This is a genomic window from Nocardioides sp. (assembly GCF_035697785.1).
Lineage (GTDB): Bacteria > Actinomycetota > Actinomycetes > Propionibacteriales > Nocardioidaceae > Nocardioides_B.
This window is the reverse complement of sequence record NZ_DASSCL010000085.1, coordinates 1-23,287: the sequence shown is the minus strand read 5'-3', so window position 1 is coordinate 23,287 and position 23,287 is coordinate 1. Positions and strand designations below refer to the sequence as shown.

The 23,287-nt window shown below is 72.8% G+C and carries 26 protein-coding genes and 1 riboswitch; of the genes, 19 read left to right on the top strand and 7 right to left on the bottom strand.

The window, feature by feature from the left end; all coding sequences use genetic code 11:
* Positions 1 to 9 precede the first annotated feature (9 nt).
* The 8 genes from rpoZ (at position 10) to VFH10_RS08585 (ending at position 8,743) form a co-directional block, all read left to right on the top strand.
* The gene (gene rpoZ, locus VFH10_RS08620) at positions 10 to 312 is read left to right on the top strand and encodes a DNA-directed RNA polymerase subunit omega (protein ID WP_325127708.1); all 303 of its coding nucleotides are present in this window, start codon (positions 10 to 12) and stop codon (positions 310 to 312) included.
* 16 nt (positions 313 to 328) lie between these two features.
* Positions 329 to 1,561 (top strand): bifunctional phosphopantothenoylcysteine decarboxylase/phosphopantothenate--cysteine ligase CoaBC, encoded by a 1,233-nt coding sequence (gene coaBC / locus VFH10_RS08615; RefSeq protein WP_325127707.1) that lies wholly within the window; start codon positions 329 to 331, stop codon positions 1,559 to 1,561.
* A gap of 75 nt (positions 1,562 to 1,636) precedes the next feature.
* Positions 1,637 to 2,833 carry a methionine adenosyltransferase gene (gene metK, locus VFH10_RS08610; protein WP_325127706.1) on the top strand — a complete coding sequence of 399 codons (1,197 nt, stop codon included), beginning with the start codon at positions 1,637 to 1,639 and terminating at the stop codon, positions 2,831 to 2,833.
* Between the two features lie 173 nt (positions 2,834 to 3,006).
* Positions 3,007 to 5,067: a primosomal protein N' gene (locus tag VFH10_RS08605; RefSeq protein WP_325127705.1), complete on the top strand. Its 2,061-nt coding sequence runs from the start codon at positions 3,007 to 3,009 to the stop codon at positions 5,065 to 5,067.
* A 28-nt stretch (positions 5,068 to 5,095) separates the two neighbouring features.
* Complete coding sequence (locus tag VFH10_RS08600; RefSeq protein WP_325127704.1) at positions 5,096 to 5,863, top strand: glycoside hydrolase family 16 protein; 768 nt, start codon at positions 5,096 to 5,098, stop codon at positions 5,861 to 5,863.
* A gap of 48 nt (positions 5,864 to 5,911) precedes the next feature.
* Entirely contained in the window at positions 5,912 to 6,454 is a 543-nt protein-coding gene (gene def, locus VFH10_RS08595) for a peptide deformylase (RefSeq protein WP_325127703.1), read from the top strand.
* Positions 6,451 to 7,389, top strand: coding sequence for a methionyl-tRNA formyltransferase (gene fmt, locus VFH10_RS08590; RefSeq protein ID WP_325127702.1), 939 nt, complete (start codon positions 6,451 to 6,453; stop codon positions 7,387 to 7,389). The genes def and fmt overlap by 4 nt, the downstream gene beginning before the upstream one ends.
* Positions 7,379 to 8,743 carry an RsmB/NOP family class I SAM-dependent RNA methyltransferase gene (locus tag VFH10_RS08585; protein WP_325127701.1) on the top strand — a complete coding sequence of 455 codons (1,365 nt, stop codon included), beginning with the start codon at positions 7,379 to 7,381 and terminating at the stop codon, positions 8,741 to 8,743. The genes fmt and VFH10_RS08585 overlap by 11 nt, the downstream gene beginning before the upstream one ends.
* 12 nt (positions 8,744 to 8,755) lie before the next feature.
* On the opposite strand, the gene VFH10_RS08580 is transcribed toward VFH10_RS08585, so the two are convergent.
* Positions 8,756 to 9,397, bottom strand: a complete 642-nt coding sequence (locus VFH10_RS08580; RefSeq protein WP_325127700.1) for a CPBP family intramembrane glutamic endopeptidase — start codon at positions 9,395 to 9,397, stop codon at positions 8,756 to 8,758.
* 85 nt (positions 9,398 to 9,482) lie between these two features.
* On the opposite strand from VFH10_RS08580, the gene rpe reads away from it, so the two are divergent.
* On the top strand, positions 9,483 to 10,145 hold the full coding sequence (rpe, locus tag VFH10_RS08575) for a ribulose-phosphate 3-epimerase (protein ID WP_325127699.1): 663 nt from the start codon (positions 9,483 to 9,485) through the stop codon (positions 10,143 to 10,145).
* A gap of 1 nt (position 10,146) precedes the next feature.
* Here rpe and VFH10_RS08570 read toward each other — a convergent pair whose 3' ends face one another.
* Positions 10,147 to 10,635, bottom strand: coding sequence for a cupin domain-containing protein (locus VFH10_RS08570; RefSeq protein WP_325127698.1), 489 nt, complete (start codon positions 10,633 to 10,635; stop codon positions 10,147 to 10,149).
* A 120-nt stretch (positions 10,636 to 10,755) separates the two neighbouring features.
* A riboswitch (FMN riboswitch) is annotated at positions 10,756 to 10,886 on the top strand.
* 81 nt (positions 10,887 to 10,967) lie between these two features.
* Here VFH10_RS08570 and ribD point away from each other — a divergent pair.
* The 8 genes from ribD (at position 10,968) to VFH10_RS08530 (ending at position 16,762) form a co-directional block, all read left to right on the top strand.
* On the top strand, positions 10,968 to 12,017 hold the full coding sequence (gene ribD, locus VFH10_RS08565; RefSeq protein WP_325127697.1) for a bifunctional diaminohydroxyphosphoribosylaminopyrimidine deaminase/5-amino-6-(5-phosphoribosylamino)uracil reductase RibD: 1,050 nt from the start codon (positions 10,968 to 10,970) through the stop codon (positions 12,015 to 12,017).
* Positions 12,017 to 12,649, top strand: coding sequence for a riboflavin synthase (locus tag VFH10_RS08560; RefSeq protein ID WP_325127696.1), 633 nt, complete (start codon positions 12,017 to 12,019; stop codon positions 12,647 to 12,649). Before ribD ends, VFH10_RS08560 begins: the two co-directional genes overlap by 1 nt.
* The gene (pnuC, locus tag VFH10_RS08555) at positions 12,646 to 13,371 is read left to right on the top strand and encodes a nicotinamide riboside transporter PnuC (protein ID WP_325127695.1); all 726 of its coding nucleotides are present in this window, start codon (positions 12,646 to 12,648) and stop codon (positions 13,369 to 13,371) included. Before VFH10_RS08560 ends, pnuC begins: the two co-directional genes overlap by 4 nt.
* Positions 13,368 to 14,612 carry a bifunctional 3,4-dihydroxy-2-butanone-4-phosphate synthase/GTP cyclohydrolase II gene (locus VFH10_RS08550; protein ID WP_325127694.1) on the top strand — a complete coding sequence of 415 codons (1,245 nt, stop codon included), beginning with the start codon at positions 13,368 to 13,370 and terminating at the stop codon, positions 14,610 to 14,612. Before pnuC ends, VFH10_RS08550 begins: the two co-directional genes overlap by 4 nt.
* Entirely contained in the window at positions 14,609 to 15,085 is a 477-nt protein-coding gene (gene ribH, locus VFH10_RS08545; RefSeq protein WP_325127693.1) for a 6,7-dimethyl-8-ribityllumazine synthase, read from the top strand. The genes VFH10_RS08550 and ribH overlap by 4 nt, the downstream gene beginning before the upstream one ends.
* A 62-nt stretch (positions 15,086 to 15,147) precedes the next feature.
* Positions 15,148 to 15,411: a phosphoribosyl-ATP diphosphatase gene (locus VFH10_RS08540; RefSeq protein ID WP_325127692.1), complete on the top strand. Its 264-nt coding sequence runs from the start codon at positions 15,148 to 15,150 to the stop codon at positions 15,409 to 15,411.
* Positions 15,412 to 15,429: 18 nt separating this feature from the next.
* Positions 15,430 to 16,314 (top strand): ATP phosphoribosyltransferase, encoded by an 885-nt coding sequence (hisG, locus tag VFH10_RS08535; RefSeq protein ID WP_325127691.1) that lies wholly within the window; start codon positions 15,430 to 15,432, stop codon positions 16,312 to 16,314.
* Positions 16,298 to 16,762 (top strand): PH domain-containing protein, encoded by a 465-nt coding sequence (locus VFH10_RS08530; RefSeq protein WP_325127690.1) that lies wholly within the window; start codon positions 16,298 to 16,300, stop codon positions 16,760 to 16,762. Before hisG ends, VFH10_RS08530 begins: the two co-directional genes overlap by 17 nt.
* Positions 16,763 to 16,769: 7 nt before the next feature.
* Here the strand turns inward: VFH10_RS08530 and VFH10_RS08525 are convergent, their stop codons facing one another.
* The 5 genes from VFH10_RS08525 to VFH10_RS08505 form a co-directional block, all read right to left on the bottom strand.
* Positions 16,770 to 16,982, bottom strand: a complete 213-nt coding sequence (locus VFH10_RS08525; RefSeq protein ID WP_325127689.1) for a hypothetical protein — start codon at positions 16,980 to 16,982, stop codon at positions 16,770 to 16,772.
* The gene (locus tag VFH10_RS08520; protein ID WP_325127688.1) at positions 16,964 to 17,680 is read right to left on the bottom strand and encodes an SDR family oxidoreductase; all 717 of its coding nucleotides are present in this window, start codon (positions 17,678 to 17,680) and stop codon (positions 16,964 to 16,966) included. The genes VFH10_RS08525 and VFH10_RS08520 overlap by 19 nt, the downstream gene beginning before the upstream one ends.
* Positions 17,681 to 17,909: 229 nt before the next feature.
* On the bottom strand, positions 17,910 to 19,295 hold the full coding sequence (locus tag VFH10_RS08515; protein ID WP_325127687.1) for a DUF1116 domain-containing protein: 1,386 nt from the start codon (positions 19,293 to 19,295) through the stop codon (positions 17,910 to 17,912).
* Entirely contained in the window at positions 19,292 to 20,707 is a 1,416-nt protein-coding gene (locus tag VFH10_RS08510; RefSeq protein ID WP_325127686.1) for an FdrA family protein, read from the bottom strand. Before VFH10_RS08510 ends, VFH10_RS08515 begins: the two co-directional genes overlap by 4 nt.
* A complete protein-coding gene (locus VFH10_RS08505; protein WP_325127685.1) occupies positions 20,704 to 21,396 on the bottom strand; it encodes a DUF2877 domain-containing protein in 693 nt (230 codons plus the stop codon). The genes VFH10_RS08510 and VFH10_RS08505 overlap by 4 nt, the downstream gene beginning before the upstream one ends.
* A gap of 150 nt (positions 21,397 to 21,546) precedes the next feature.
* Here VFH10_RS08505 and VFH10_RS08500 point away from each other — a divergent pair, with 150 nt between their 5' ends.
* Both VFH10_RS08500 and VFH10_RS08495 read left to right on the top strand, forming a co-directional pair.
* Entirely contained in the window at positions 21,547 to 23,010 is a 1,464-nt protein-coding gene (locus VFH10_RS08500) for a uracil-xanthine permease family protein (RefSeq protein ID WP_325127684.1), read from the top strand.
* Between the two features lie 6 nt (positions 23,011 to 23,016).
* Positions 23,017 to 23,287: FAD binding domain-containing protein (locus tag VFH10_RS08495; protein WP_325127683.1), on the top strand; the 271-nt coding region annotated here is incomplete at its 3' end.

Below are 23,287 nucleotides of genomic sequence, written 5' to 3'. Positions count from 1 at the left end.
AGTCACCGCGTGTCTGGAACCGCACCTGTCGCCGAGGGCATCACCAACCCTCCCATCGACGAGCTCCTGACCAAGACCGACTCGAAGTACAAGCTGGTCCTCTACAGCGCCAAGCGTGCGCGTCAGATCAACGCCTACTACTCCCAGCTCGGCGAGGGGCTTCTCGAGTACGTCGGACCGCTCGTGGACACCCACGTCCAGGAGAAGCCGCTGTCGATCGCGATGCGGGAGATCAACGAGGACCTGCTGACCTGCGAGGACATCGACCCCGACGCCGAGGCGGCCGCCGAGACCTCCGACGAGAGCGCCTGAGACCGAGGTCCGCCGCATGACGCGCGTGGGACCACGAGTCGTCCTGGGGGTGAGCGGCGGGATCGCGGCCTACAAGGCGTGCGAGCTGCTCCGCCGCTTCAGCGAGTCCGGCCACGACGTCACCGTGGTGCCGACCCGTGCCGCCCTCGAGTTCGTGGGCACCGCCACCTGGGCGGCCCTCTCCGGCAAGCCCGTCTCCGCCGAGGTCTGGGACTCCGTCCACGAGGTGCCGCACGTCCGCATCGGACAGTCCGCCGACCTGGTCGTGGTGGCACCAGCCACCGCCGACGTGCTCGCCAAGGCCGCGCACGGTATCGCCGACGACCTCCTCACCAACACGCTGCTGACCGCCCGGTGCCCCGTGGTGTTCGCGCCCGCGATGCACACCGAGATGTGGGAGCACACCGCCACCCAGGAGAACGTCGCGACCCTGCGTCGGCGCGGAGTCCTGGTCATCGAGCCCGCCGAGGGCCGGCTGACCGGGGCCGACACCGGCAAGGGCCGGTTCCCCGAGCCCGACGAGATCTTCGAGCTCTGCCTCGACGTGCTGGCCCGCCAAGGCAGCGGCACGATGCTCGACCTGGCCGGCCGCCACGTGGTGGTGTCGGCGGGCGGCACCCGCGAGTACCTCGACCCGGTCCGGTTCCTCGGCAACCGGTCCTCGGGTTTGCAGGGCTACGCGCTGGCCCGGGTGGCCGCGGCCCGTGGCGCCGAGGTGACGCTCGTGGCCGCCAACACCACGTTGCCGGACCCGGCCGGGGTCAAGGTGGTCCCGGTGGTCACCACCGGCGAGCTGCGTGACGCGGTCGTCTCCGCGGCCGCAGGCGCCGACGCGGTCGTGATGGCCGCCGCCCCGGCCGACTACCGGCCCGCGACGAGGGCAGCGACGAAGATGAAGAAGGCCGACGACGGTTCCGCGCCCGTCGTACACCTCGAACAGACCACCGACGTGCTCGCCGAGATCTCCCACGACCGCGGCCGACCCGACGCAGTGATCGTCGGCTTCGCCGCCGAGACCGGGGACGACACCGGCTCGGTGCTCGACCACGCGCGCGCCAAGCTCGCCCGCAAGGGCTGCGACCTGCTGGTCGTCAACGACGTCAGCGGCGGCAAGGTGTTCGGGGAGGCGCACAACGAGGCCGTGATCCTCGACTCCGACGGCGGCGCCCATGAGGTCCCGCGGGCGACCAAGTCGGCGCTCGCGCACGTGATCTGGGACCACGTCGTCACACGCCTCGAGACCTCTTAGGCGCGACCGCGCGCGGCAGGTAAGGTTCTCCAGAGTTTTCGACCAGATTGACCGACGAAATGGGGCTGCAGCACCGTGGCAGGACGACTCTTCACCTCCGAGTCCGTGACCGAGGGTCACCCGGACAAGATCGCTGACCAGATCAGCGACTCGGTGCTCGACGCGATGCTCGAGCTGGACCCAGGCAGCCGCGTCGCGGTCGAGACCCTGCTGACCACCGGTCTGGTGGTCGTCGCCGGCGAGGTGACCACCGGCGGCTACGTCGACATCAAGCAGAAGGTGCGCGAGCGGATCCTCGAGATCGGCTACGACTCCTCCGCCAAGGGCTTCGACGGCCACTCCTGCGGCGTGATGGTCGCCATCGGCGGCCAGTCCGGCGACATCGCCCAGGGCGTCGACAGCGGCCACGAGTCCCGCACCGGCGAGTCGGTCGACCCGCTCGACAAGCAGGGCGCCGGCGACCAGGGCCTGATGTTCGGCTACGCCTGCGACGACACGCCCGAGCTGATGCCGCTGCCGATCATGATCGCGCACCGGCTCTCGGAGAAGCTCACCGAGGTCCGCAAGAACGGCACGCTGTCCTACCTGCGTCCCGACGGCAAGACCCAGGTCACCATCGAGTACGACGACGAGGACCGCCCGGTCCGTGTCGACACCGTCGTGGTGTCCACCCAGCACGCGCCCAACATCGACCTCGACGCCATGCTCACCCCGGACATCAAGGAGCAGGTCGTCGACCCGGTGCTGGCGACGTTCGACCTGCCCGCCGACGACTACCGCCTGCTGGTCAACCCGACCGGCCGCTTCGAGGTCGGCGGCCCGATGGGCGACGCCGGCCTGACCGGTCGCAAGATCATCATCGACACCTATGGCGGCATGGCCCGCCACGGTGGCGGTGCCTTCTCCGGCAAGGACCCGTCCAAGGTCGACCGCTCGGCCGCCTACGCGATGCGCTGGGTCGCCAAGAACGTCGTCGCCGCCGGGCTGGCCCGCCGCTGCGAGGTGCAGGTCGCCTACGCGATCGGCAAGGCGCAGCCGGTCGGCTTCTACGTCGACTGCTTCGACACCGAGACGATCCCGGTCGCGACGATCCAGAAGGCCGTCCTCGAGGTCTTCGACCTGCGCCCCGCCGCGATCATCCGCGACCTCGACCTGCTCCGGCCGATCTACACCGAGACGGCGGCGTACGGCCACTTCGGTCGCGAGCTGCCCAACTTCACCTGGGAGCGGGTCGACCGCGTCGACGCGCTGAAGTCCGCCGCCGGCATCTGACCTGGCCGGTGGGCGGGGGGTGGATTACCACGGTCCCGTGGTAATCGCCCGCTTCCCGGTGTGAACTCACATGGGGAAGCGGCAGATCACCACGGTCCCGTGGTAATTGGGTCCCCGCCCCGCCCGCCGCCGCCCCGGGATCCCGGTCGGTGCGGGCTGGGAGGATCGGTCGCGTGACGGGCACGGGTGACGACGAGCCGCAGCTGGAGCTGCCCGGGCTCGTGCGCGCCCGCGACACCGCCCGCGCGGTCAGGAAGCAGGCGGCCGCCAGGTCCAAGCAGGCCAAGCCCGTCGACCCGGCGCCGGAGCTGCCGGTGGCGCGGGTGCTCGTCGACGTGCCGCTGGCGCACCTCGACAAGCCGTTCGACTACCTGGTCCCGCGCAAGCTCGACGCCGACGTGGTGCCCGGTTCGCGGGTCAAGGTCCGGTTCGCCGGGCAGGACGTCGACGGCTTCGTCGTCGAGCGGATCGCGGAGTCCGACCATCCTGGCCGGCTGACGCCCCTGCGCCGAGCTGTCAGTGCGGAGCCGGTGCTGTCGCCGGAGGTGGCCCGGCTCTCCGAGCTCGTCGCGGCGCGCTACGCCGGCACCCGGTCCGACGTGCTCCGCCTCGCCGTACCTCCCCGGCACGCCACCGTCGAGAAGCAGCCGACCGCGCCGACACCCGACTCCCCGCGCCTCGACATCGAAGCCGCCGCCCACGCCTGGCAGCCGTACGACGACGCGACGGTGCGGGCGTTCGCGACGGGCGGATCCCCCCGGGTGGTGTGGTCCGCCCTCCCCGCCGCCGACTGGCCCGCCCTGCTCGCCCACGCCGCGGCGGCGACCCTCGCCTCGGGCCGCGGCTCCCTGCTCTGCGTGCCCGACCACCGCGACGTGACTCGCGTCGACGAGGCGCTGACCGCCGTGCTCGGGGCAGGACACCACGTGCTGCTCACCGCCGACGCCGGCCCGGCGGCGCGCTACCGGGCGTTCCTGGCCGTCTCCCGCGGCGAGGCCCGGGTCGTGGTCGGCACCCGCGCCGCCGCGTTCGCCCCGGTCCACGACCTCGGTCTCGTCGCGATCTGGGACGACGGCGACGACCTCTACGCCGAGCCGCGCGCGCCGTACCCACACACCCGCGAGGTCCTGCTCACCCGGGCCCACGAGCAGTCCTGCGCCGTCCTGGTGGGCGGCTTCGCCCGCACCGTCGAAGCCGAGTACCTCGTCCGCACCGGCTGGGCCGCCGAGCTGTCCGCCCCGCGGACCACCGTCCGGGCGGCCGCGCCGCAGGTGGCCGTCACCGGGGCGACCGACCAGGAGCTCGCGCGCGATCCCCGGGCCCGTTCGGCGCGGCTGCCCAGGTCCGCCTTCGAGGCGATCCGCGCCGGCCTCGAGCACGGCCCGGTCCTGATCCAGACCCCGCGGCAGGGCTACCTGCCGAGCCTGGCCTGCGACCGCTGCCGCACGCCCGCGACCTGCCGCGCCTGCCGGGGGCCGCTGCACCTGCCGAAGCCGTCCGAGCCGCCCGAGTGCCGCTGGTGCGGCACCCCGGAGCCGCAGTGGGCCTGCGGCGAGTGCGGCAACCGCGGCCTGCGCGCCCCCGTGGTGGGGGAGCGGCGCACCGCGGAGGAGATCGGGCGCGCCTTCCCGGCCGTCCCGGTGCACAGCTCCAGCGGTGAGCGGGTGCTGGCCCGGGTGGACGCCAAGCCGGCCGTCGTGGTCGCAACGCCTGGTGCCGAGCCGGTCGCCGACGGGGGGTACGCCTGCGTGGTGCTGCTCGACACCTGGCTGATGCTCGCCCGTCCCGACCTGCGCACCGCGGAGGAGTCGCTGCGCCGCTGGCTCGACGCCGCGGCGCTGGCGCGACCCGGCGGCCGTGGCGGACGCGTGGTCGCCGTCGGCGACCCGGCCGACCAGACGCTCCAGGCCCTGGTGCGCTGGGACCCCTCCGGCTTCGCCCAGCGGGAGATGGCCGAGCGGCAGTCCGCCCACCTGCCGCCCGCGTCCCGGCTGGCCACCCTCGTCGGTGCCGAGGCCGACGTGCAGTCGGCCGCGGCCGCGCTGGAGCTGCCCGACGGTGCCGAGCTGCTCGGCCCCGTCCCCGCCGGGGACGACGGGGTGCGCCTCGTCGTCCGCGTGCCCCGGGCCTCGGGCGGCGCGCTCTCCCGGGCGCTGGTGGAGATGCAGGGCGTCCGCGACGCGAAGAAGCTGCCGGCGGTCCGGGTGCAGGTCGACCCGGTCGCGCTCGACTGAGCCCGAGCCGATCCCCGATCATGGGGCGATGGCGGTCTTCGAGGACCACTTCGACGGTGCGGAGCTCGACCGGAAGGTCTGGTTCCCGCACTACCTGCCCGCCTGGAGCTCGCGGTCGCAGAGCGCGGCGTCGTACGCCGTCGCCGACTCGTGTCTCACGCTCACGATCCCGCCCGACCAGGGCCTCTGGTGCCCCGGGGACCACACCCCGCCGCTCCGGGTGTCCGGCATCCAGTCGGCCAACCGGTCCGGGCCGGTCGGCAGCACCGACGGTCAGCAGCCGTTCCGCGCGGGCCAGGTCGTGCGTGAGGAGCAGCCGACGTTCCTCGGCTGGACACCCAGCGGCGGCGTCGTCGAGATGCGGGCCCGGATGGACATCTCTCCGCGGTCGATGGCGGCGCTGTGGATGTCCGGGCTCGAGGAGGACCCGACCGAGAGTGCGGAGATCCTGTTGGTCGAGGTGTTCGGCAAGGCGGTCGAGCCGGGCGTCTCGGCCGTGGTCGGGATGGGGCTGCGGGCCTTCCGGGACCCGCGGGTCACCGGTGACTTCGCGGCGCCGCGGCTGCCGCTCGACGTGGCGGAGTTCCACACCTACACCGTCGACTGGTCGGCCGAGCGGGCCACCTTCCTCGTGGACGGCGAAGTCGTGCGCACGCTCCCGTCGCCGCCGACGTACCCGCTGCAGCTGATGGTCGCCGTCTTCGACTTCCCCGAGGACTCTGTCGGCGACGACGACCACCTGGTGCCGGCGCTGGTCGTGGACTACCTGCGCGTCTCGCAAGCGACCGCTCCGTAGACTGCACGCACCCCGCCGTCGTCGTACCGAGGAGCGCTGAGCGTCCGCATGGCCATCCAGCCGATCCGCCTGTTCGGCGACCCCGTGCTGCGCACCCCCGCCGTGCCGGTGGCCGACTTCGACAAGGAGCTGCAGCGCCTCGTCGCGGACCTCACCGACACGATGCTGCACGCCCCCGGCGCCGGTCTGGCCGCGCCGCAGATCGGCGTCGGGCTGCGCGTGTTCACCTGGCACGTGGAGGGCGAGACCGGGCACCTGGTCAACCCCACCCTCGACCTCTCCGACGAGGTCCAGGACGGGCCCGAGGGCTGCCTGTCGCTGCCGGACCTGACCTTCGACTGCAAGCGCGCCCTGTCGGTCGTGGCCAAGGGCTTCAACATGTACGGCGACCCGGTCGCGGTCGAGGGGTCCGAGATGCTCGCCCGGGCGATCCAGCACGAGACCGACCACCTCGACGGCGTGCTGTTCATCGACCGGCTCGACCGCGAGGCCCGCAAGGCGGCGATGAAGGCGATCCGCGAGGCCGACTGGTTCGGTGCGCCGCCGACGGTCAGGGTCTCGCCGCACCCGACGAACGGGCTGGGGTTGTGAGGGTCGTCTTCGCCGGTACGCCGGAGGTGGCGGTCCCGTCGCTGGAGGCGGTCGCCGCCAGCGGGCACGAGCTCGTCGGCGTCGTCACCCGTCCGGACGCGCCGGCCGGCCGCGGCCGCAAGGTCGTGGCGTCGCCGGTCGCGGCGCGCGCCGAGGAGCTCGGCGTCCCAGTGCTGAAGCCGGACCACCCCCGCGACGAGGACTTCCAGGAGCAGCTGAAGGCGCTCGCACCCGACTGCTGTCCCGTCGTCGCCTACGGGGCGCTGCTCCCGCAGTCCGTGCTCGACGTCCCGGCGCACGGCTGGGTGAACCTGCACTTCTCGCTGCTCCCGGCCTGGCGCGGAGCCGCGCCTGTGCAGCACGCGATCTGGGCCGGCGACGAGGTCACCGGGGCGACGACGTTCCGGATCGTGAAGGAGCTCGACGCCGGCCCGACCTTCGGGGTGATGACCGAGACGATCCGGCCCAGCGACACCGCCGGGGATCTGCTCGGCCGGCTCGCGACCGGCGGCGCGCAGCTGCTCGTCGCGACCCTCGACGGGATCGAGTCGGGGGATCTGGTGGCCCGCGAGCAGCCCGCCGACGGGGTGAGCCTCGCCCCGAAGATCCTCGTCGAGGACGCCGAGATCGACTGGACCGAACCGGCCGCCGCCGTCGACCGCCGGGTCCGCGCGTGCACGCCCGGGCCCGGGGCGTGGACGACGTTCGACGGCGAGCGCTTCAAGGTCGGTCCGGTGCTGATCGAGGCCAACCTGCCGGCCCTGGAGCCGGGCGTCCTGGAGGTCACCAAGAACGCCGTGGTCGTCGGCACCGGCTCGCTGCCGGTCCGCCTCCGCGAGGTGAAGCCGTTCGGCAAGAGGCAGATGCAGGCCGCCGACTGGGCCCGCGGGGCGCGGGTCGAGCCGGGCGCCCGGTTCGGCACCCATGGCGGGTAGCCCCGTCGACCCGGCCCGCGGTGCGGCGTACGACGTGCTCCGCACCGTGCGCGAGCAGGAGGCTTACACCAACCTGGTGCTGCCGCAGCTGCTCCGCGCCCGCGGCATCCGCGACCGCGACGCCGCGTTCGCCACCGAGCTGGTGTCCGGGACGATCCGGCGGCAGGGGCTGTACGACGCCGTGGTGGCCGCTAACGTCGACCGTCCGCTCGCGAAGGTCGACCCGGGCGTGCTCGACGCGCTCCGGCTCGGCACCCACCAGCTGCTGTCGATGCGCGTGCCCACCCACGCCGCGGTCGGCACCACCGTCGACCTGGTGAGGGCCAAGGTCGGCCACCGCCCGTCCGGCTTCGCCAACGCCGTGCTCCGCAAGGTCGCCCGGCACGACCTGGACGGCTGGGTCCGCCGGATCGCCCCCGACCCGGCCACCGACCCGGTCGGCTTCGCCGCGGTCGCGCACGCGCACCCGCGCTGGGTGGTCGAGGCCCTCGCCGAGGCGCTCGGGCCCGCGGAGGCGGAGCTCGAGGCCCTGCTCGCCGCCGACAACGTCGCGCCCCGGGTGACGCTGGTCGCGCGCCCGGGGCTGGCCACCGTCGACGAGCTCGTCGCGGCCGGGGCGGAGGCCTCGCCACTGTCGCCGTACGCCGCGACGCTGCCCGGCGGCGACCCCGCCGCGCTGGCCGCCGTCGCCGAGGGCCGGGCCGGGGTCCAGGACGAGGGGTCCCAGCTCGTCGCCCTGGCCGTCGCCGCCGCGGTGGTCGAGGGACGGGACGACCGCTGGCTGGACGTGTGCGCCGGTCCGGGGGGCAAGGCCGCCCTGCTCGCCGCGGTCGCGGGGGAGCGCGGCGCGCGGCTGCTCGCCGGCGAGCGTCTGCCGCACCGCGCCGAGCTGGTGCGGGCGGCGACCGCCGCGGCCGGCCCCGGGCTCCTCGGCGTGGTTGCCGCGGACGGCACCCGGCCCGCGTGGGCGCCGGAGACCTTCGACCGGGTGCTCGTGGACGCTCCGTGCTCCGGGCTGGGTGCGCTGCGCCGGCGACCCGAGGCCCGCTGGCGCAAGGAAGCCGCCGACCTCGACGGTCTGGTGCAGCTGCAGGAGGCGCTCCTCGACGGCGCGATGGAGGCCGTCCGCCCGGGCGGGGTGGTCGGCTACGTGACCTGCTCGCCGGTGCTCGCCGAGACCGCGGGCGTGGTGTCGGCGCTGCTCGGTCGCCGCGACGACGTGCGCCTCGAGGACGCCTCACCGCTGCTGCCCGGCGTCACCGACGCGGCCGGTCCGCTGGCCGGCACCGTGCAGCTGTGGCCGCACCGGCACGGCACCGACGCGATGTTCCTCGCCCTGCTGCGGCGGGCCTGACCCTCATGGTCCTCACCACAGCGCGCCGACCGGCCCGACGAGGAAGAACGTCACCAGCCCGATGGTGTTGTTGAAGCCGTGCCCGAGGACGGCGGCCCACAGCGTTCGGTAGTGGAGACGGAGCCAGGTCAGCGCCAGCGCATCCAGTGTGGTCAGCACGACTCCCACCACCCCCTGCTCGGTGTGGGCGAGGCCGAACAGCACCGACGGCACGATCACCGCCCCGGCGAGGCCGAGGCACTCCCGCGCTCGGGTGAACAGGTAGCCGCGGTACGCCGTCTCCTCCCCGACGGCCGCGATCGTCCACGTGAGCAGCAGCAGCCCGCCCAGGACGGCCGGGTCGCCCTCCACGATCGCGAAGTCGCTGACGTCCTGGGTGGCTCCGGTCAGCCGCTCGACGACGGGCATCACCAGGCCGAGCTGGACGAGGGCCCAGCCCGCCGTCAGCGCGAGCACCTGGACGGCCATCCGCCCGGGCCGCGCCATCCGGGTGAACCCCAGGGCCGCAGGCCCCGACCGTCGCGCGAGCGACGAGAGCCCGGCGAGCCCCAGGATCACCAGCGTCGGCACCAGCAGGTCCAAGACGACGACGACCGCCGCGACGGCGACCTCGGCCGCCGCGACGTACCACGGGAACACGCGCGTCCTGCGCACATCTCCACCGTCGCGCGGCGGCGACGAGATGGTCAGGGCTGATGGTCCCGGGTGACAGGGACCGAACCACTAGGATCGCCGCACCATGGGTATCCAGATCTCCCCGAGCCTGCTGGCCGCCGACTTCGCGCACCTCGCCGCCGAGGCCGAGCGCATCTCCGGCGCCGACTGGCTGCACGTCGACGTGATGGACAACCACTTCGTGCCCAACCTGACCCTGGGGCTGCCCGTGGTGGAGGCGCTCGGCAAGGCGTCGTCCACGCCGATGGACTGTCACCTGATGATCGAGGACCCGGACCGCTGGGCACCGGCGTACGTCGAGGCCGGGGCCGCGTCGGTGACCTTCCACGTCGAGGCCGCCGCGGCGCCGGTGCGGCTGGCCCGGGAGCTGCGAGCGAAGGGTGCCCGTGCCGGGATGGGGCTGAAGCCGGCCACCCCGATCGAACCCTACGAGGACCTGCTGTCCGAGCTCGACATGCTGCTGGTGATGACCGTCGAGCCGGGCTTCGGCGGACAGAAGTTCCTCGACGTCTGCCTGCCGAAGATCCGGCGCACGCGCGCGCTGCTCGACAAGCACGGCCTCGACCTCTGGCTCCAGGTCGACGGGGGCGTGTCGATGGAGACGATCGAGCGCTGCGCCGAGGCCGGAGCCGACGTGTTCGTGGCCGGCTCGGCGGTGTTCCGGGCCGACGACCCGAACGCGATGGTCGAGCAGCTGCGGACGGCCGCCGAGTCGGCGAGCGGCTGAGCTACACGTAGATGTTGTCGTGCTCCTCCAGGAACGCCTGCAGCTCCTCGTGGCTGGGCTTCCAACGGCCCTCGGCGATCTCCACGAGCCCCTCGAAGTAGGCCTCCCGCGGGGCGCCCGGAGCGAACAGGATCAGCAGCGACGCCGACTCGCCGGACCGGTTGCGGAACCCGTGCAGGCCGCCCTCGGGCACGAAGTCGAAGTCGCCGGGGTGCGCGTCGAACCAGTCCTTGCCGTCGTAGAGCTGGATCTGGCCGGAGAGCAGGAAGAACGACTCAGTGAACGTGCGGTGGAAGTGCGGCTCAGCGCCAGCCGGCTCCGGCCCCATGTCCCAGCGGTAGAGCCCGAACTTGCCGCCGGTCGTCGCGCCGGTGGCGAGGTAGCTCGCCGCCCCACCGGGGCGGGGCAGCTCCGGGGCGGTGTCGGCCGGCCGGAACCGTGCGGTGACCTCGCCGGCGCTGCCGAGGTACCGAGGGTCGGGATACGACATGACCGCGACGCTAGCGGCGCATCGATGAGTGATCCATCCCCACAACGGGTGGTGCCCGTGTGAGACCTCACAGCACGGAACGGCCGAGTTGTGGCAGGCTTGGCCCGACGAGTGAACAGCTCGCGTGCTCTGGGGTCGGTGCAATTCCGAGCCGGCGGTGATAGTCCGCGACCCGGCTGCAGCCAGCAGCCGGTTGACCAGGTGGAAATCCTGGACCGACGGTCAAAGTCCGGATGGGAAGGTGCACGCAGCGGTGTCGTGGTCCCACGGCGCCGACCCTGTCTTCCCGCAACAGCCCCGGTCCGCGCGACGCGCGACGAGAGGGGCTCCCGATGGCGTACCGCCAGGCCGAGCAGGCCGCGATGGCGCGCGCCCTCGACCTGGCCCGCACGCCCGGCGTCCCCACCGGTCCCAACCCGCGCGTCGGCTGCGTGATCCTCGCTCCCGACGGGAGGGTGGTCGCCGAGGGCTTCCACCGCGGCGCCGGTACGCCGCACGCGGAGGTCGACGCGCTCGACCGGGCTGGTGACCTGGCCCGGGGCGGCACCGCGGTGGTGACCCTCGAGCCGTGCAACCACAGCGGACGCACCGGTCCGTGCGCGGTGGCCCTGGTGGACGCGGGGGTGGCCCGCGTGGTCTACGCACAGTCCGACCACAACCCGGTCGCCGTCGGCGGGGCCGAGACGCTCAAGCGGTCCGGGGTCGACGTCGAGGGCGGGCTGATGGCCGACGAGGCGCGGACCGTGAACCCGGTCTGGACCTTCGCCGTCGAGCACGGCCGCCCGTACGTGACCTGGAAGTTCGCGACCACCCTCGACGGTCGCAGCGCCGCCGCCGACGGGACCTCGCGCTGGGTCTCGTCACGGCCGGCTCGGCTGGACACGCACCGGCTGCGCGGCCTGTGCGACGCGATCCTGGTCGGCACCGAGACGGTGCTCGTCGACGACCCGCAGCTCACCGTGCGCGACGAGCACGACGAGAACCTCCCGCGGGAGCGGCAGCTGCTCCGCGCGGTGATGGGGCTGCGCGACGTCCCGGCCGACCGGCGGGTGCGCGACGACGCCGCCGACACCGTCGTACTGCACACCCGGGACCCGCACGAGGCGCTCGCCGAGCTGTTCGCCCGTGACCGGCAGCACGTGTTCCTCGAGGGCGGGCCGACGCTGGCCGCCGCGTTTCTGGCCGCGGACCTGGTCGACGAGGTGGTCGCCTACGTGGCGCCGATGCTGCTCGGCGCCGGCCGCAGCGCGGTCGGCGACCTCGGGATCGGCACGATCTCGCAGGCGCGGCACCTCGACGTCACCGACGTGCACGTGCTCGGCGAGGGCGCCGAGACCAATGTCCGGATCACGATGGTCCCGCAGAGGAGGGCGAGCGCCTGATGTTCACCGGGATCGTCGAGGAGCTCGGCGTGGTCGAGGGGATCGAGGAGCAGCCCGACGCGATCCGGCTCTCCGTGCGCGGTCCGCACGTCACGACCGACGTGTCTCTCGGCGACTCGATCGCCGTCAACGGCTGCTGCCTGACGGTGGCCGAGCGCGACGGCGAGACGTTCACCGCCGACGTGATGCGCGAGACGCTGACCAAGACCTCGCTCGGCGCGCTCGGGATCGGCACCCGGGTGAACCTCGAGCGCGCGGTCACCCCACTGACCCGGCTCGGTGGTCACATCGTGCAGGGCCACGTCGACGGCACCGGGAAGCTGGTACGACGGGAGCCCAGCGAGCACTGGGAGCTGGTCGAGGTCGAGCTGCCGGCCGACCTCGCCCGCTACCTCGTACCGAAGGGGTCGATCACCGTCGACGGGATCTCACTCACCGTGGTCGAGGTCCTCGACGACTCGTTCACGGTCAGCCTGATCCCGGAGACCCTGGCCCGCACCACCCTCGGCTTCAAGGAGACCGGTGACCCGGTCAACCTCGAGGTCGACGTGATCGCGAAGTACGTCGAACGGCTGGTCGCACCCAGCGAGGCAGCAAGCGGGGGCCACATCGAGGAGAAGGACGAGACATGAACGCGCTGGAGTGGCTGCTGGAGGGCACCATCGACATCCCGACCTGGTCGGCGTTCGGGGCGAGCATTCCCGCGAGCACGATCCTGGTGCGCGAGGTGGTCGGCAACGGGTTCGGGCTGGCCAGCGCGCTCGGCGGGCTCCGCCGCCAGGTGTGGGCCTGGCCGGTGGGGATCATCGGCAACCTGATCCTGTTCACCGTCTTCGTCGGCGGCATCTTCGACAAGCCGCAGGCCAACGACCTGTGGGGGCAGGCCGGCCGACAGGTGTTCTTCCTCGCCGTGTCCCTCTACGGGTGGTGGCGCTGGAGCCGCAGCCGACGGCTCGGCGAGTCCGCCGACTCCGGGGCGATCGTGCCGCGCTGGGCGGGCCCGGCCGGGCTGCTCCAGCTCGCCGTGGCCGCGGTCGTCGGCACCACCGTCTTCTACTTCGTGCTCCGCGAGCTCGGCTCCTGGGGACCGCTTCCGGACGCGTGGATCCTCACCGGCTCGATCCTGGCCACCTACGGGATGGCCCGGGGTTGGAACGAGTTCTGGCTGATCTGGATCGCCGTCGACGTGGTTGGCGTGCCGCTGCTGTTCCAGGCCGGGTACTACCCCTCCGCGGTGCTGTACCTCGTCTACGGCGGCCTCTGCGTGGCCGGCTTCGTGACCTGGCTGCGCACCAAGGACCGCGCCGAGGGAGCCCCACCGAGGGAGACCACCGCGGACGAGGTCACGGTATGACGGGACCCCACGTGCGGCTCGACACCGTCGAGCGGGCCATCGCCGACATCGCCGCCGGCAAGGCGGTCGTCGTGGTGGACGACGAGGACCGCGAGAACGAGGGCGACCTGATCTTCGCCGCCAGCAGGTCCACGCCGGCGCTGATGGCGTTCACGATCCGCTACAGCTCCGGGGTCATCTGCGCGCCGATGGAGGCCGCGACGCTGGACCGGCTCGGCATCCCGCTGATGACGCCGCACAACCGCGACCGGCACCGCACGGCGTACACCGTCTCGGTCGACGCTCGCGACGGCGTCACCACCGGCATCTCGGCCGCCGACCGCTCGCACACGGTGCGGGTGCTCAACGACTCGGCCACCGAGCCGTTCGAGGTCACCCAGCCCGGCCACGTGTTCCCGCTGCGCTACACCGAGGGCGGCGTGCTCGCCCGGCCCGGCCACACCGAGGCCGCGGTCGACCTGGCCCGGCTCGCCGGGCTGACCCCGGCTGGCGTGATCAGCGAGATCGTCAACGACGACGGCACGATGAAGCGCGGCCAGGACCTGCGCGACTTCGCCGACGAGCACGGCCTGGCGATGATCTCCATCGCCGACCTCATCCACTACCGGCGCCGGCACGAGAGCCACGTCGAGCGGGTTGCCGAGACGCGGCTGCCGACGCGGGCCGGGCAGTTCACCGCCTACGGCTACCGGATGACCATCGACGGCACCGAGCACGTCGCGCTCGTGCACGGCGACCTGGGGGACGGCAAGGACGTGCTCACCCGCGTGCACTCGGAGTGCCTGACCGGTGACGTCTTCGCCTCGCACCGGTGCGACTGCGGACCGCAGCTCGAGGAGGCGATGGAGCGCATCGTGGCCGAGGGTCGCGGCATCGTCGTGTACCTCCGCGGCCACGAGGGACGCGGGATCGGGCTGGTGGCCAAGCTGCAGGCCTACCAGCTCCAGGACGGCGGTCGCGACACCGTCGACGCCAACCTCGACCTCGGGCTGCCGGCCGACGCGCGGCACTACGGCACCGCCACCCACGTCCTGCTCGACCTCGGCGTCCGGTCGGTGCGGCTGCTGACCAACAACCCCGACAAGGTGACCAACCTGGAGGACTACGGCGTGCCGGTCTCCGAGCGGGTGCCGCTCACCCCGCACCCCAACGACCACAACATCGGCTACCTGCTCACCAAGCGCGACCGGATGGGCCACGAGCTGCCCGACCTCCACCACTCGCCAGGAGCCACGGCATGAGCGGCCACGGCGCCCCTGACGACAGCCCGACCGACTGCAGCGACCTGCGCGTCGCCGTCGTCGCGTCCAGCTGGCACACGGAGGTCATGGACGGGCTGATCGCCGGCGCGCAGCGGGCCCTGGACGCCTACCAGGTCGACGCCCCCGAGCTGGTCCGCGTGCCGGGCTCGTTCGAGCTGCCCGTCGTGGCGAAGGCGCTGGCGGAGCGAGGGTACGACGCGGTCGTGGCGCTCGGCGTGGTCATCCGTGGCGGCACCCCGCACTTCGACTACGTGTGCTCGGCCGCCACCGACGGGCTGAGCCGGGTCGCCCTCGACACCGGCGTGCCGGTCGGCTTCGGCCTGCTCACCTGCGACACCGACGAGCAGGCGCTCGACCGGGCCGGGCTCGACGGGTCCTCGGAGGACAAGGGCTACGAGGCGACCGCTGCGGCCCTGGTCACCGCCGCAACGCTCACCGGGATCCGCTCGTGAGCCGCGTCTCGCCGCGCGCGGGCGGCGGCCGCCCGCCTCGTCGTACGCCGTAGTCTGACCGCGTGAAGACGTTCGACGAGCTCTGGACCGAGCTTTCCGACAAGGCCCAGACGCGTCCCGAGGGCAGCGGCACCGTCGCCGCCCTCGACGCCGGCGTCCATGCCATCGGCAAGAAGCTGGTCGAGGAGGCCGCCGAGTCCTGGATGGCGGCCGAGCACGAGGGCAAGGAGCGCGCGGCCGAGGAGATCAGCCAGCTGCTGTACCACGCCCAGGTGCTGATGATCGCCAGCGGCTTGTCGCTCGACGACGTCTACGCCCACCTCTGAACCGCGAGGTCACACGCCATGAGCAGCACCCAGACGGACACGCCCGGCAACGGGGACGTCCTGCGCATCGCGCTCCCCAACAAGGGGGCTCTCTCCCAGTCCGCCTCCGACATCCTGCGCGAGGCCGGCTACAGGCAGCGCGGGGACGCCAAGCAGCTCACCCTGAACGACGCCGACAACGGCGTCGAGTTCTTCTACCTGCGCCCGCGCGACATCGCCCTGTACGTCGGCGAGGGCACCCTCGACGTCGGCATCACCGGACGCGACCTCCTCCTCGACTCCGGCGCCAAGGCCGAGGAGATGCTGCAGCTCGGCTTCGGCCGGTCCCGGTTCCGGTTCGCGGCCCGTCCCGGCACGGTCTCGGACCTGGCGGGCCTCGCCGGCCGCCGTATCGCCACGTCGTACGACGGTGTGGTGCGCCGCTACCTCGAGGAGCACGGGATCGACGCCACCGTCACGCGGCTCGACGGTGCCGTGGAGACCAGCGTGCAGCTCGGCGTCGCCGACGTGATCGCCGACGTGGTGGAGACCGGCAGCACGCTGCGCCAGGCCGGGCTGGAGATGTTCGGCGAGCCGATCCTCGAGTCCGAGGCGGTGCTGATCACGCGCCTGGGGGCCACGCTGCCCGGCGGCTTCGAGGTGTTCCGGCGACGTCTCGAGGGCGTGCTGGTGGCCCGGTCCTACGTGATGATGGACTACGACATCCGCGTCGAGCGGGTCGAGGAGGCCGTCGCCCTGACGCCCGGCATCGAGAGCCCGACGGTGTCCCCGTTGCATCGGGAGGGGTGGGTCGCCGTGCGCTCGATGGTGCGCCGCGACGCCGCCCAGCGCGTCATGGACGAGCTCTACGACCTCGGCGCCCGCGGCATCCTGTCCACGGACATCCATGCCTGCCGGCTCTGAGCTGCGGCTGCCGCACACGTTCCGGCCGTTCGGCGTGCGGATGGCGGTCTACGTGTTCGGAGCCCTGCTGGTGCTGGTGACTGCCGTCGTCTGGTTCACGTTCCCGGGCGAGATCCGCGACAAGTTCACGACCTTTCAGCGCGGCACGGTGATCGTGCTGGGCCTGGCCTTCCTCGCGATCGGCTGGGGGCTGGCGCGCTGCCGCATCGAGGCCCGGCGCGAGGGGCTCAAGGTGGTCAACGGCTACCGGGCCCGCCGGTTCGAGTGGAGCGAGGTCGTCGCGGTGACGATGAAGCCCGGCAGCCCGTGGGCGGTGCTCGACCTGAGCGACGGCACCGCCGCGGTGGCTCTCGGCATCCAGGCGTCCGACGGCGCGCGTGCCCGGCGTCAGGTCCTCGAGCTGCGCAAGATGGTCGAGGTGCTCACCCGGACCGAGCGCGACGACTGACCCCGCGTTACAGCGAGACCGGGGTGTGGCCGAGCCTTCGTGCGAAGTCGGCGACGGCTTCCTCGGGCGTCGGGACGTGCCCGAACACCGCGTCCTGCCGGGTCGTGTCGGCGACGTACTTGCCGGTCTCGAACCAGCCGAGCATCGCGCCCAGGTCGGAGATCCCGGGAACGACGAGCCCGACGACGGAGGTGAGGGCCTTCACGACCACAGCGGGCACGCTGCGCACCTTGACCTCCTCGCCGAGGAGCCGCGAGGCGATCTCCGCGATCTCGCGCATGCACACAGGCCGCGTCCAGCCGATCTCGATGCGTTCGCCGTCCTGCACGTCGGCGTCGACGGCTTCGGCGAGGGGCAGCGCGCGACGTCGGAGGTGAGCACGAACGTGAGCGGGGCGGTCGTGGTGCCGAACCACATCAGCCGCTTCTTCGCGAACGGGTCGCCGCCCATCTGCGTGACCATGTCGAGGAAGGCGCCGGGCCGCAGCGCGACGAACGGGACCTCGTACCGCTCGAGCGCGTCCTCGGCGAGCTTCTTGTGCCAGAAGTGGGAGACGTGCGGGGTCAGGTCGCAGGTGAGGATGCTGGTCAGGACGAAGCGGCGCACTCCGGCGTCGGAGGCCGCTTCGGCGAGGTTGGCCTGGCCGACGGTGTCGATCTCCGTGGCGTTCTTGTTGCGGCGGGTGTAGCCGGCCGCGGTGCTGACCACGGCGTCCACGCCGTCCATCGCCGCTACCAGCGAACGCCGGTCGAGCATGTCACCGCGGACGACCTCGACGCCCTTGGTCTCGAGCTTGGAGGCGTCCGAGGTCGGGCGGACCAGCGCGCGGACGTTCTTGCCGCGTTGCTGCAGGGCGTCCACGACCTGGCCACCGAGGAAGCCGGTGCCGCCGACGACGAGAACCGGTTCATTGCTCATGACTGGGCCTCCAGTACGGACTGTACGCGAGGTCTGGCCGTTGGTCCCACGTGCTCATTCCCTTGTGGGTGAGGCGAAACTTCGATCGAAACCTGTCGGCGATCCCTGGTTGAGCCCTTTCCATGACGGCACTCCTGGACGCGCCCACCGACCCCGCCGTGGCGGTCGCATTCGCCCGCGAGTCGATGAATCCACGCACGGCGCGGAGGGAACTCCCTAACACACCCAGTCAGACCGCGGCGGCCAGTGCGTCCAGCGCCTGGGTGAAGCAGGCCATCGGCGGGGTGACCAGGCCGGCGCCGACCTGGCCGGTACCGGCGACGCGGCCGGCCATGCCGGTGTTGATCTGGGGGAGGACGCCGGAGCGGACGACCGAGGTCACGTCGATCCCGGTCGGCGCTCCGCGGAACTCCAGGATCGGGATCGCGAATGCGGGGTTCTCGCCGACGGTGATGTCGTACATCCGCTGCGTCGTGGCCAGCGCGTCCGGCACCGAGCCGCCGACGAAGCGGACGATCGCGGGGGCGGTGGCCATCGACATGCCGCCGATGCCAGCGGTCTCGGTGATCGCGGAGTCGCCGATGTCGGGGTTGGCGTCCTCGGGGCCGTACGACCCGAGGTAGAGCCCCTCCGGGGTGTTGGCCGGGGCGGTGAACCATTGGTCTCCGGTGCCGGAGACCTGGATCCCGAAGTCCGTGCCGTTGCGGGCCATCACCGTGACCACGCTTGAGCCGGGGAGGTCCGCGGCAGCCCGGGTCTGCAGCTTGCAGGCCGGCATCCCCAGGTTGAGGAAGAAGTGGTCGTTGGCGGAGACGAACCGCACCGCCTCCGCCACCTCACCGGTCGGCGCCCCGGAGTCGATCATCGCCGGCAGCACCTCGCGCAGGAACATCAGTGTCCCGGCGCGGTTGCGGTTGTGGCCCTCGTCGCCCATCTGGATCATCTGCGCGACGATCGCGCGTACGTCGATCGGGCCACCGGCGCGCACCGCCTTCTGCAGCAGCGGGCCGAGCACGTCGCCCATCCAGCGCAGCCGGTCGATCACCTCCGGTCCGTAGGCGCCGTACCGGAGCACCTTGCCGAGTCCCTCGTTGAGCGAGCACCACGAGGTGTTGCCGTGCACCGCGTCGCGCAACTCGAAGACCCACATCGACGGGGTCACCACGCCGGCCATCGGACCGACGGCGCCGCGGTGGTGGCACGGCTCCCAGCTCACCCCGTCGCCGGAGGCGAGGGCCGCCTCGGCCGCCTCGGGGGAGTCGGCGAGCCCCTCGAGCAGCATCGCCCCGATCAGCGCGCCACGCAGCGGACCGGACGCGCGCTCCCAGTCGACCGGCGGCCCGGCGTGCAGGAACTGTCCGGGCTCGAGCCCGAGCGCCTCGGAGGCGGGGCGCACGTCGACCAGCGTGGCCTCGGCCGCGAGCATCCGGGCGAGCGCCCGCTCGTTTGCGTCACGCCGGCGACGGTCGGCCATCACGGCGGCCAGCGCCGCGGCGTCCCCGGCGGGCGGCTGCCACGCCACCCGGTGGGTGGCGACCGCCTGCGCTGCGACCGCATCGGCGAGCAGCTCCGCGCCGGCCGTGACGACCGCGGTGGGCGTGGTCAGCTGGGTCATCGGGTGGCTCCCTCGACGAGGCGGACGGCCTCGCGGGCCGCTTCGGCGTTCGACAGGTGCACGGCGGCGCCGGCCTCGGTGAGCGTGGCGCACTGGCGGAGCAGGTCCTGCGGGTCGTCGCGGGTGCCAACCACGCTCGTCACGACCGGCAGGCCGGCCGCGGTGGCGCGGCGTACCGCATCGACCAACCCGGCCGCCGGGTCGGGGTCCGACCCGAGCCCGAGCACCACGTCGAGCAGCAGCACCCCGCAGGCCGGGTCGTCGATCTCCCGCTCGATGCGCTCGACGCGCAGCGAGCCGTCGATCATCGGGTGCGGGCGCCCGCGGGTCAGCTCGTCGTCGCCGAAGTCGACCATGACCTGGTCCTCGCCGAGCGTCTCGGTGGCGATGATCGAGGCCTCGTCGCGCATCGTGCCGCCGACGAACAGCCCGCGCAGCGCGCCGGAGTCGCGGACCTTTTCGACGGCGCCGGCCCAGTGCTGCGGCGCTTTCCACGTGCCCCCGGCCGCGGCGACCACGGCCGCCGCCGTCGCGGTCAGGTCCGGCTGACCGGCGCCGAGGAGCCCGAAGAGCACCTTCCTGCCCAGCGACGCGGCGTGGTCGCGGACCCGCTGCGCCACCTCGGGTGCGGGGGGCTTGGAGATGACGACGACCAGCTCGGTGGCCGGGTCGGCGGCGAGCAGGTCGAGCGCGCGCAGCGTGGACATGCCGCCGACCGCGCTGGACAGGTCGCGGCCACCGACGCCGAGGCAGTGCGAGATGCCGACGTCGGCACCGTCGAGCAGGGACATCAGGTGCTGGGCCCCGGTGCCCGAGGCGGCGACGATGCCGACCGGCCCGGGACGCACCACGTTGGCGAAGCCCAGGCCGACGCCCCCCACGACCGCGGTGCCGCAGTCGGGACCCATCACCAGCGCGTCCGTCTCGGCCGCGCGCCGCTTGAGCGTCACCTCCTGCTCCACCGGCACGTTGTCGCTGAAGATCATGGTGAGCAGGCCCGCCTCGACCGCGTCGAGGGCGTCGACGAAGGCGTACTGCCCAGGGGTCGAGACCAGTGCGACCGTGCCGTCGGGGTCGAGGTCGCGTGTGGCCGCGCGGACCGTGAGGGGCGGGGGCGCGTCACCGAAACCCGTCGTCGCCGGACGGGACGCCGCGGCCAGCGCCGCCTCGACCTCGTCGCGCGCGGTCGCCAGGTCGTCCTCGGACGCGGCGGCGAGGGCGACCAGCATCTCGTTGCCGGTGGTGCCGGCCGGCACCTCGAAGCCCATGCCCGCCGCGAGCTCGAGGTTGAGGTCGGTGGTCATCGCGACCAGGGCGGCGTCGACACCGTCGAGGTCGGCGACCCGTCGGCTCACCTGCATCAACGTCACGGAGTCGACGTAGGCACCCTTGCGCACCTCGACGTGTCTCATGCTGCTCCCTGCTGTCTGGAGGGGTGGGTGTTCAGGACGTGCAGCACGCCGTCGAGCAGGTGCCGTCCCGAGGAGTGCCCGACCGCGAGCAGCGCGGCCACGGCGGCGTCGGCGGCGACGGTTTCGGCGGCGCAGTCGGCGCACAGCGCCTCGACCGCGTCGGCGAGCTGGGGCGCGGCCCAGCCGTCCAGGGCGCTGTGCAGCATCCCGACCGACACCGCCGTGGTACGCCGGGTCGACAGCGCCCGCACCGTGTCGCGGCGCCAGCGCGGCAGCGCGGGATGCCCGGTCGCGTGGCCGGCCACCAGGGCGCCGGCCAGCACGTCGTCGCCGTCGGGCGTGAGACCGGCGCCGCGACCGAGCAGGGCGGCGGCGTCGACGTCGTCGTACTCGGAGCCGGCGAAGCGTGCCCAGCACCCCGGATCCGGCGCCGTGAGGCCCGAGGGACGCGGCGGGGTCCACCACCGGTTGACGCGCGGCGTGAACGAGCCGGTGGGCAGCTCGGCGACGACCACACTGTGCGGCAGGCGCACGGCATCCGCCGTGGCGACGCACACGACGGGCGCGGCGATATCACCGCTGGCGTAGTGCACGCTCACCGGCGTCCGGACCGCCTCCACCCACTCGGGTGCCAGCGGCAGGGCGGTCGCGGTGAGCGTCGACGCGGCACAGGCGAGCTCCGGAGGCACAGGGTCAGGCTACGCAGCGTGTCGAGGCTCAGCATCCTTGGAGCACGCCGGTGACTGGTGCATTGTGAGGCTGACCCGGGATCAAGCCGATCCCGCTGTCGAGGGTGCCCTGGTCGCCACGGTGGCCGGGCCTTGAGCAGGAGGCCTCAGATGGCATTTGGCTGGAAGGTCGTCTACGACGGCAAGACACCGCCGCTCGGCGCGGCCGTCGCTCCCGACGAGCGACTCTCGTGGCCACGCACAGTTGGGCTCGGTGCCCAGCACGTGGTCGCGATGTTCGGCGCCACCTTCGTGTTCCCACTCATCATGGGGCTCAACGCCCAGCTCGCGATCATGATGAGCGGCATCGCCACGATCCTGTTCCTGCTGATCGTGCAGGGCAAGGTGCCCAGCTACCTCGGCACGTCGGCCTCGTTCGTCGGCGGGGCGGCGGCGATCTACAGCCAGGGCGGTGCCCCCGCCGACGTGACGGGATCGATCCTCGTCGCCGGCGTCGTGCTCGCCCTGGTGGGGATCCTGATCCACTTCCTCGGCAGCGGCGTGCTGCACGCGGTGCTGCCGCCGGTCGTCACCGGAGCGGTCGTCATGCTGATCGGGTTCAACCTGGCCCCCGTGGTCGCCGACATCTACTGGCCGCAGGACCAATGGGTGGCCCTGCTGACCATGGTCGCCGTGATCCTGATGGCGGTGGGGCTGCGCGGCTTCCTCGGCCGCATCGCGGTGTTCCTCGGCCTGCTGTTCGGCTACCTGCTGTCGTGGCTCCTCGATGTCGTGATCGGCCCGATCACGTCGTTCGACCCCGCCGCCGGCGAGGTCACCACCCACGACAGGGTGAGCTGGGCCGGCGTGAAGGCCGCCGACTGGATCGGGTTCCCACCCGTCAGCGACCCCGACGCAGGTGTCGTCGGCATCCACGCGCCCAACTTCGACATCGCCTTCATCCTGCTCATGCTGCCGGCCGTGATCGCGCTCGTCGCCGAGAACACCGGCCACGTGAAGGCCGTCGCCGAGATGACCAACCGCGACCTCGACCCCGTGATGGGTCGGGCCATCGCCGCCGACGGCATCGCCACCGCGCTCACGTCGTCCGTCGGCGGTTCCCCGACCACGACGTACGCCGAGAACATCGGCGTCATGGCGGCCACCCGGGTCTACTCGACCGCGGCGTACTTCGTCGCGGCCGCCGTGGCGATCCTGCTGGGCTTCGTGCCGAAGTTCGGCGCGGTCATCTACGCGACTCCCGGCGGCGTCCTGGCCGGCATCACCCTGGTGCTCTACGGGATGATCGGCCTGCTCGGCGCCAAGATCTGGATCGAGAACCGCGTCAACTTCGCCAACCCGGTCAACCTGGTGCCGATCGCGGCCGGCCTGATCGTCGGCATCGGCTTCGACACCACCGGGTTCTTCTCGGTGACCGACGACTTCACGCTGGGCGGCATCGCCCTCGGGACCATCATCATCGTCGCCGGCTACCACCTGGCGAAGCTGGTGGCACCGCCGGACGCCGACGGCACGATGATGGCGATCGGCCACCCCGGCGCCCACTCCGAGGACCACGCCCCGCCGCAGCGCGGGTCGCACGGTCCGTCGCACCGGGACGGCAAGGACAGCTAGGGACCTGTGAAACCTGCTCCCTTCGCCTACCTCCGACCGGGGTCGCTGGCCGACGCGCTGGCGGCCCTGGCGGAGGCGCCGGACGCGAAGGTGCTGGCCGGAGGGCAGAGCCTGGTGCCGCTGCTGTCGATGCGGCTGGCCGCACCCTCGCTGCTGGTCGACATCAACGGCCTTCCAGATCTTGACCACGTGACCTGCACCGACGACGGGGTTCGCGTGGGTGCGCTGGCCCGGCACGCCGACCTCCTCGCCGACGAGGAGGCGCGGGGTGTGCAGC

Excerpts from the sequence above, each read along its gene's own strand:
- VFH10_RS08500 (WP_325127684.1), top strand. The coding sequence starts at position 21,547 with ATGGCATTTGGCTGGAAGGTCGTCTACGACGGCAAGACACCGCCGCTC.
- VFH10_RS08585 (WP_325127701.1), top strand. The coding sequence starts at position 7,379 with ATGGCGGGTAGCCCCGTCGACCCGGCCCGCGGTGCGGCGTACGACGTG.
- VFH10_RS08510 (WP_325127686.1), bottom strand. The coding sequence starts at position 20,707 with ATGAGACACGTCGAGGTGCGCAAGGGTGCCTACGTCGACTCCGTGACG.
- VFH10_RS08560 (WP_325127696.1), top strand. The coding sequence starts at position 12,017 with ATGTTCACCGGGATCGTCGAGGAGCTCGGCGTGGTCGAGGGGATCGAG.
- VFH10_RS08520 (WP_325127688.1), bottom strand. The coding sequence starts at position 17,680 with ATGAGCAATGAACCGGTTCTCGTCGTCGGCGGCACCGGCTTCCTCGGT.
- hisG (WP_325127691.1), top strand. The coding sequence starts at position 15,430 with ATGAGCAGCACCCAGACGGACACGCCCGGCAACGGGGACGTCCTGCGC.
- VFH10_RS08515 (WP_325127687.1), bottom strand. The coding sequence starts at position 19,295 with ATGACCCAGCTGACCACGCCCACCGCGGTCGTCACGGCCGGCGCGGAG.
- VFH10_RS08600 (WP_325127704.1), top strand. The coding sequence starts at position 5,096 with ATGGCGGTCTTCGAGGACCACTTCGACGGTGCGGAGCTCGACCGGAAG.
- VFH10_RS08570 (WP_325127698.1), bottom strand. The coding sequence starts at position 10,635 with ATGTCGTATCCCGACCCTCGGTACCTCGGCAGCGCCGGCGAGGTCACC.
- rpe (WP_325127699.1), top strand. The coding sequence starts at position 9,483 with ATGGGTATCCAGATCTCCCCGAGCCTGCTGGCCGCCGACTTCGCGCAC.
- ribD (WP_325127697.1), top strand. The coding sequence starts at position 10,968 with ATGGCGTACCGCCAGGCCGAGCAGGCCGCGATGGCGCGCGCCCTCGAC.
- coaBC (WP_325127707.1), top strand. The coding sequence starts at position 329 with ATGACGCGCGTGGGACCACGAGTCGTCCTGGGGGTGAGCGGCGGGATC.
- pnuC (WP_325127695.1), top strand. The coding sequence starts at position 12,646 with ATGAACGCGCTGGAGTGGCTGCTGGAGGGCACCATCGACATCCCGACC.
- VFH10_RS08530 (WP_325127690.1), top strand. The coding sequence starts at position 16,298 with ATGCCTGCCGGCTCTGAGCTGCGGCTGCCGCACACGTTCCGGCCGTTC.
- VFH10_RS08550 (WP_325127694.1), top strand. The coding sequence starts at position 13,368 with ATGACGGGACCCCACGTGCGGCTCGACACCGTCGAGCGGGCCATCGCC.
- def (WP_325127703.1), top strand. The coding sequence starts at position 5,912 with ATGGCCATCCAGCCGATCCGCCTGTTCGGCGACCCCGTGCTGCGCACC.
- ribH (WP_325127693.1), top strand. The coding sequence starts at position 14,609 with ATGAGCGGCCACGGCGCCCCTGACGACAGCCCGACCGACTGCAGCGAC.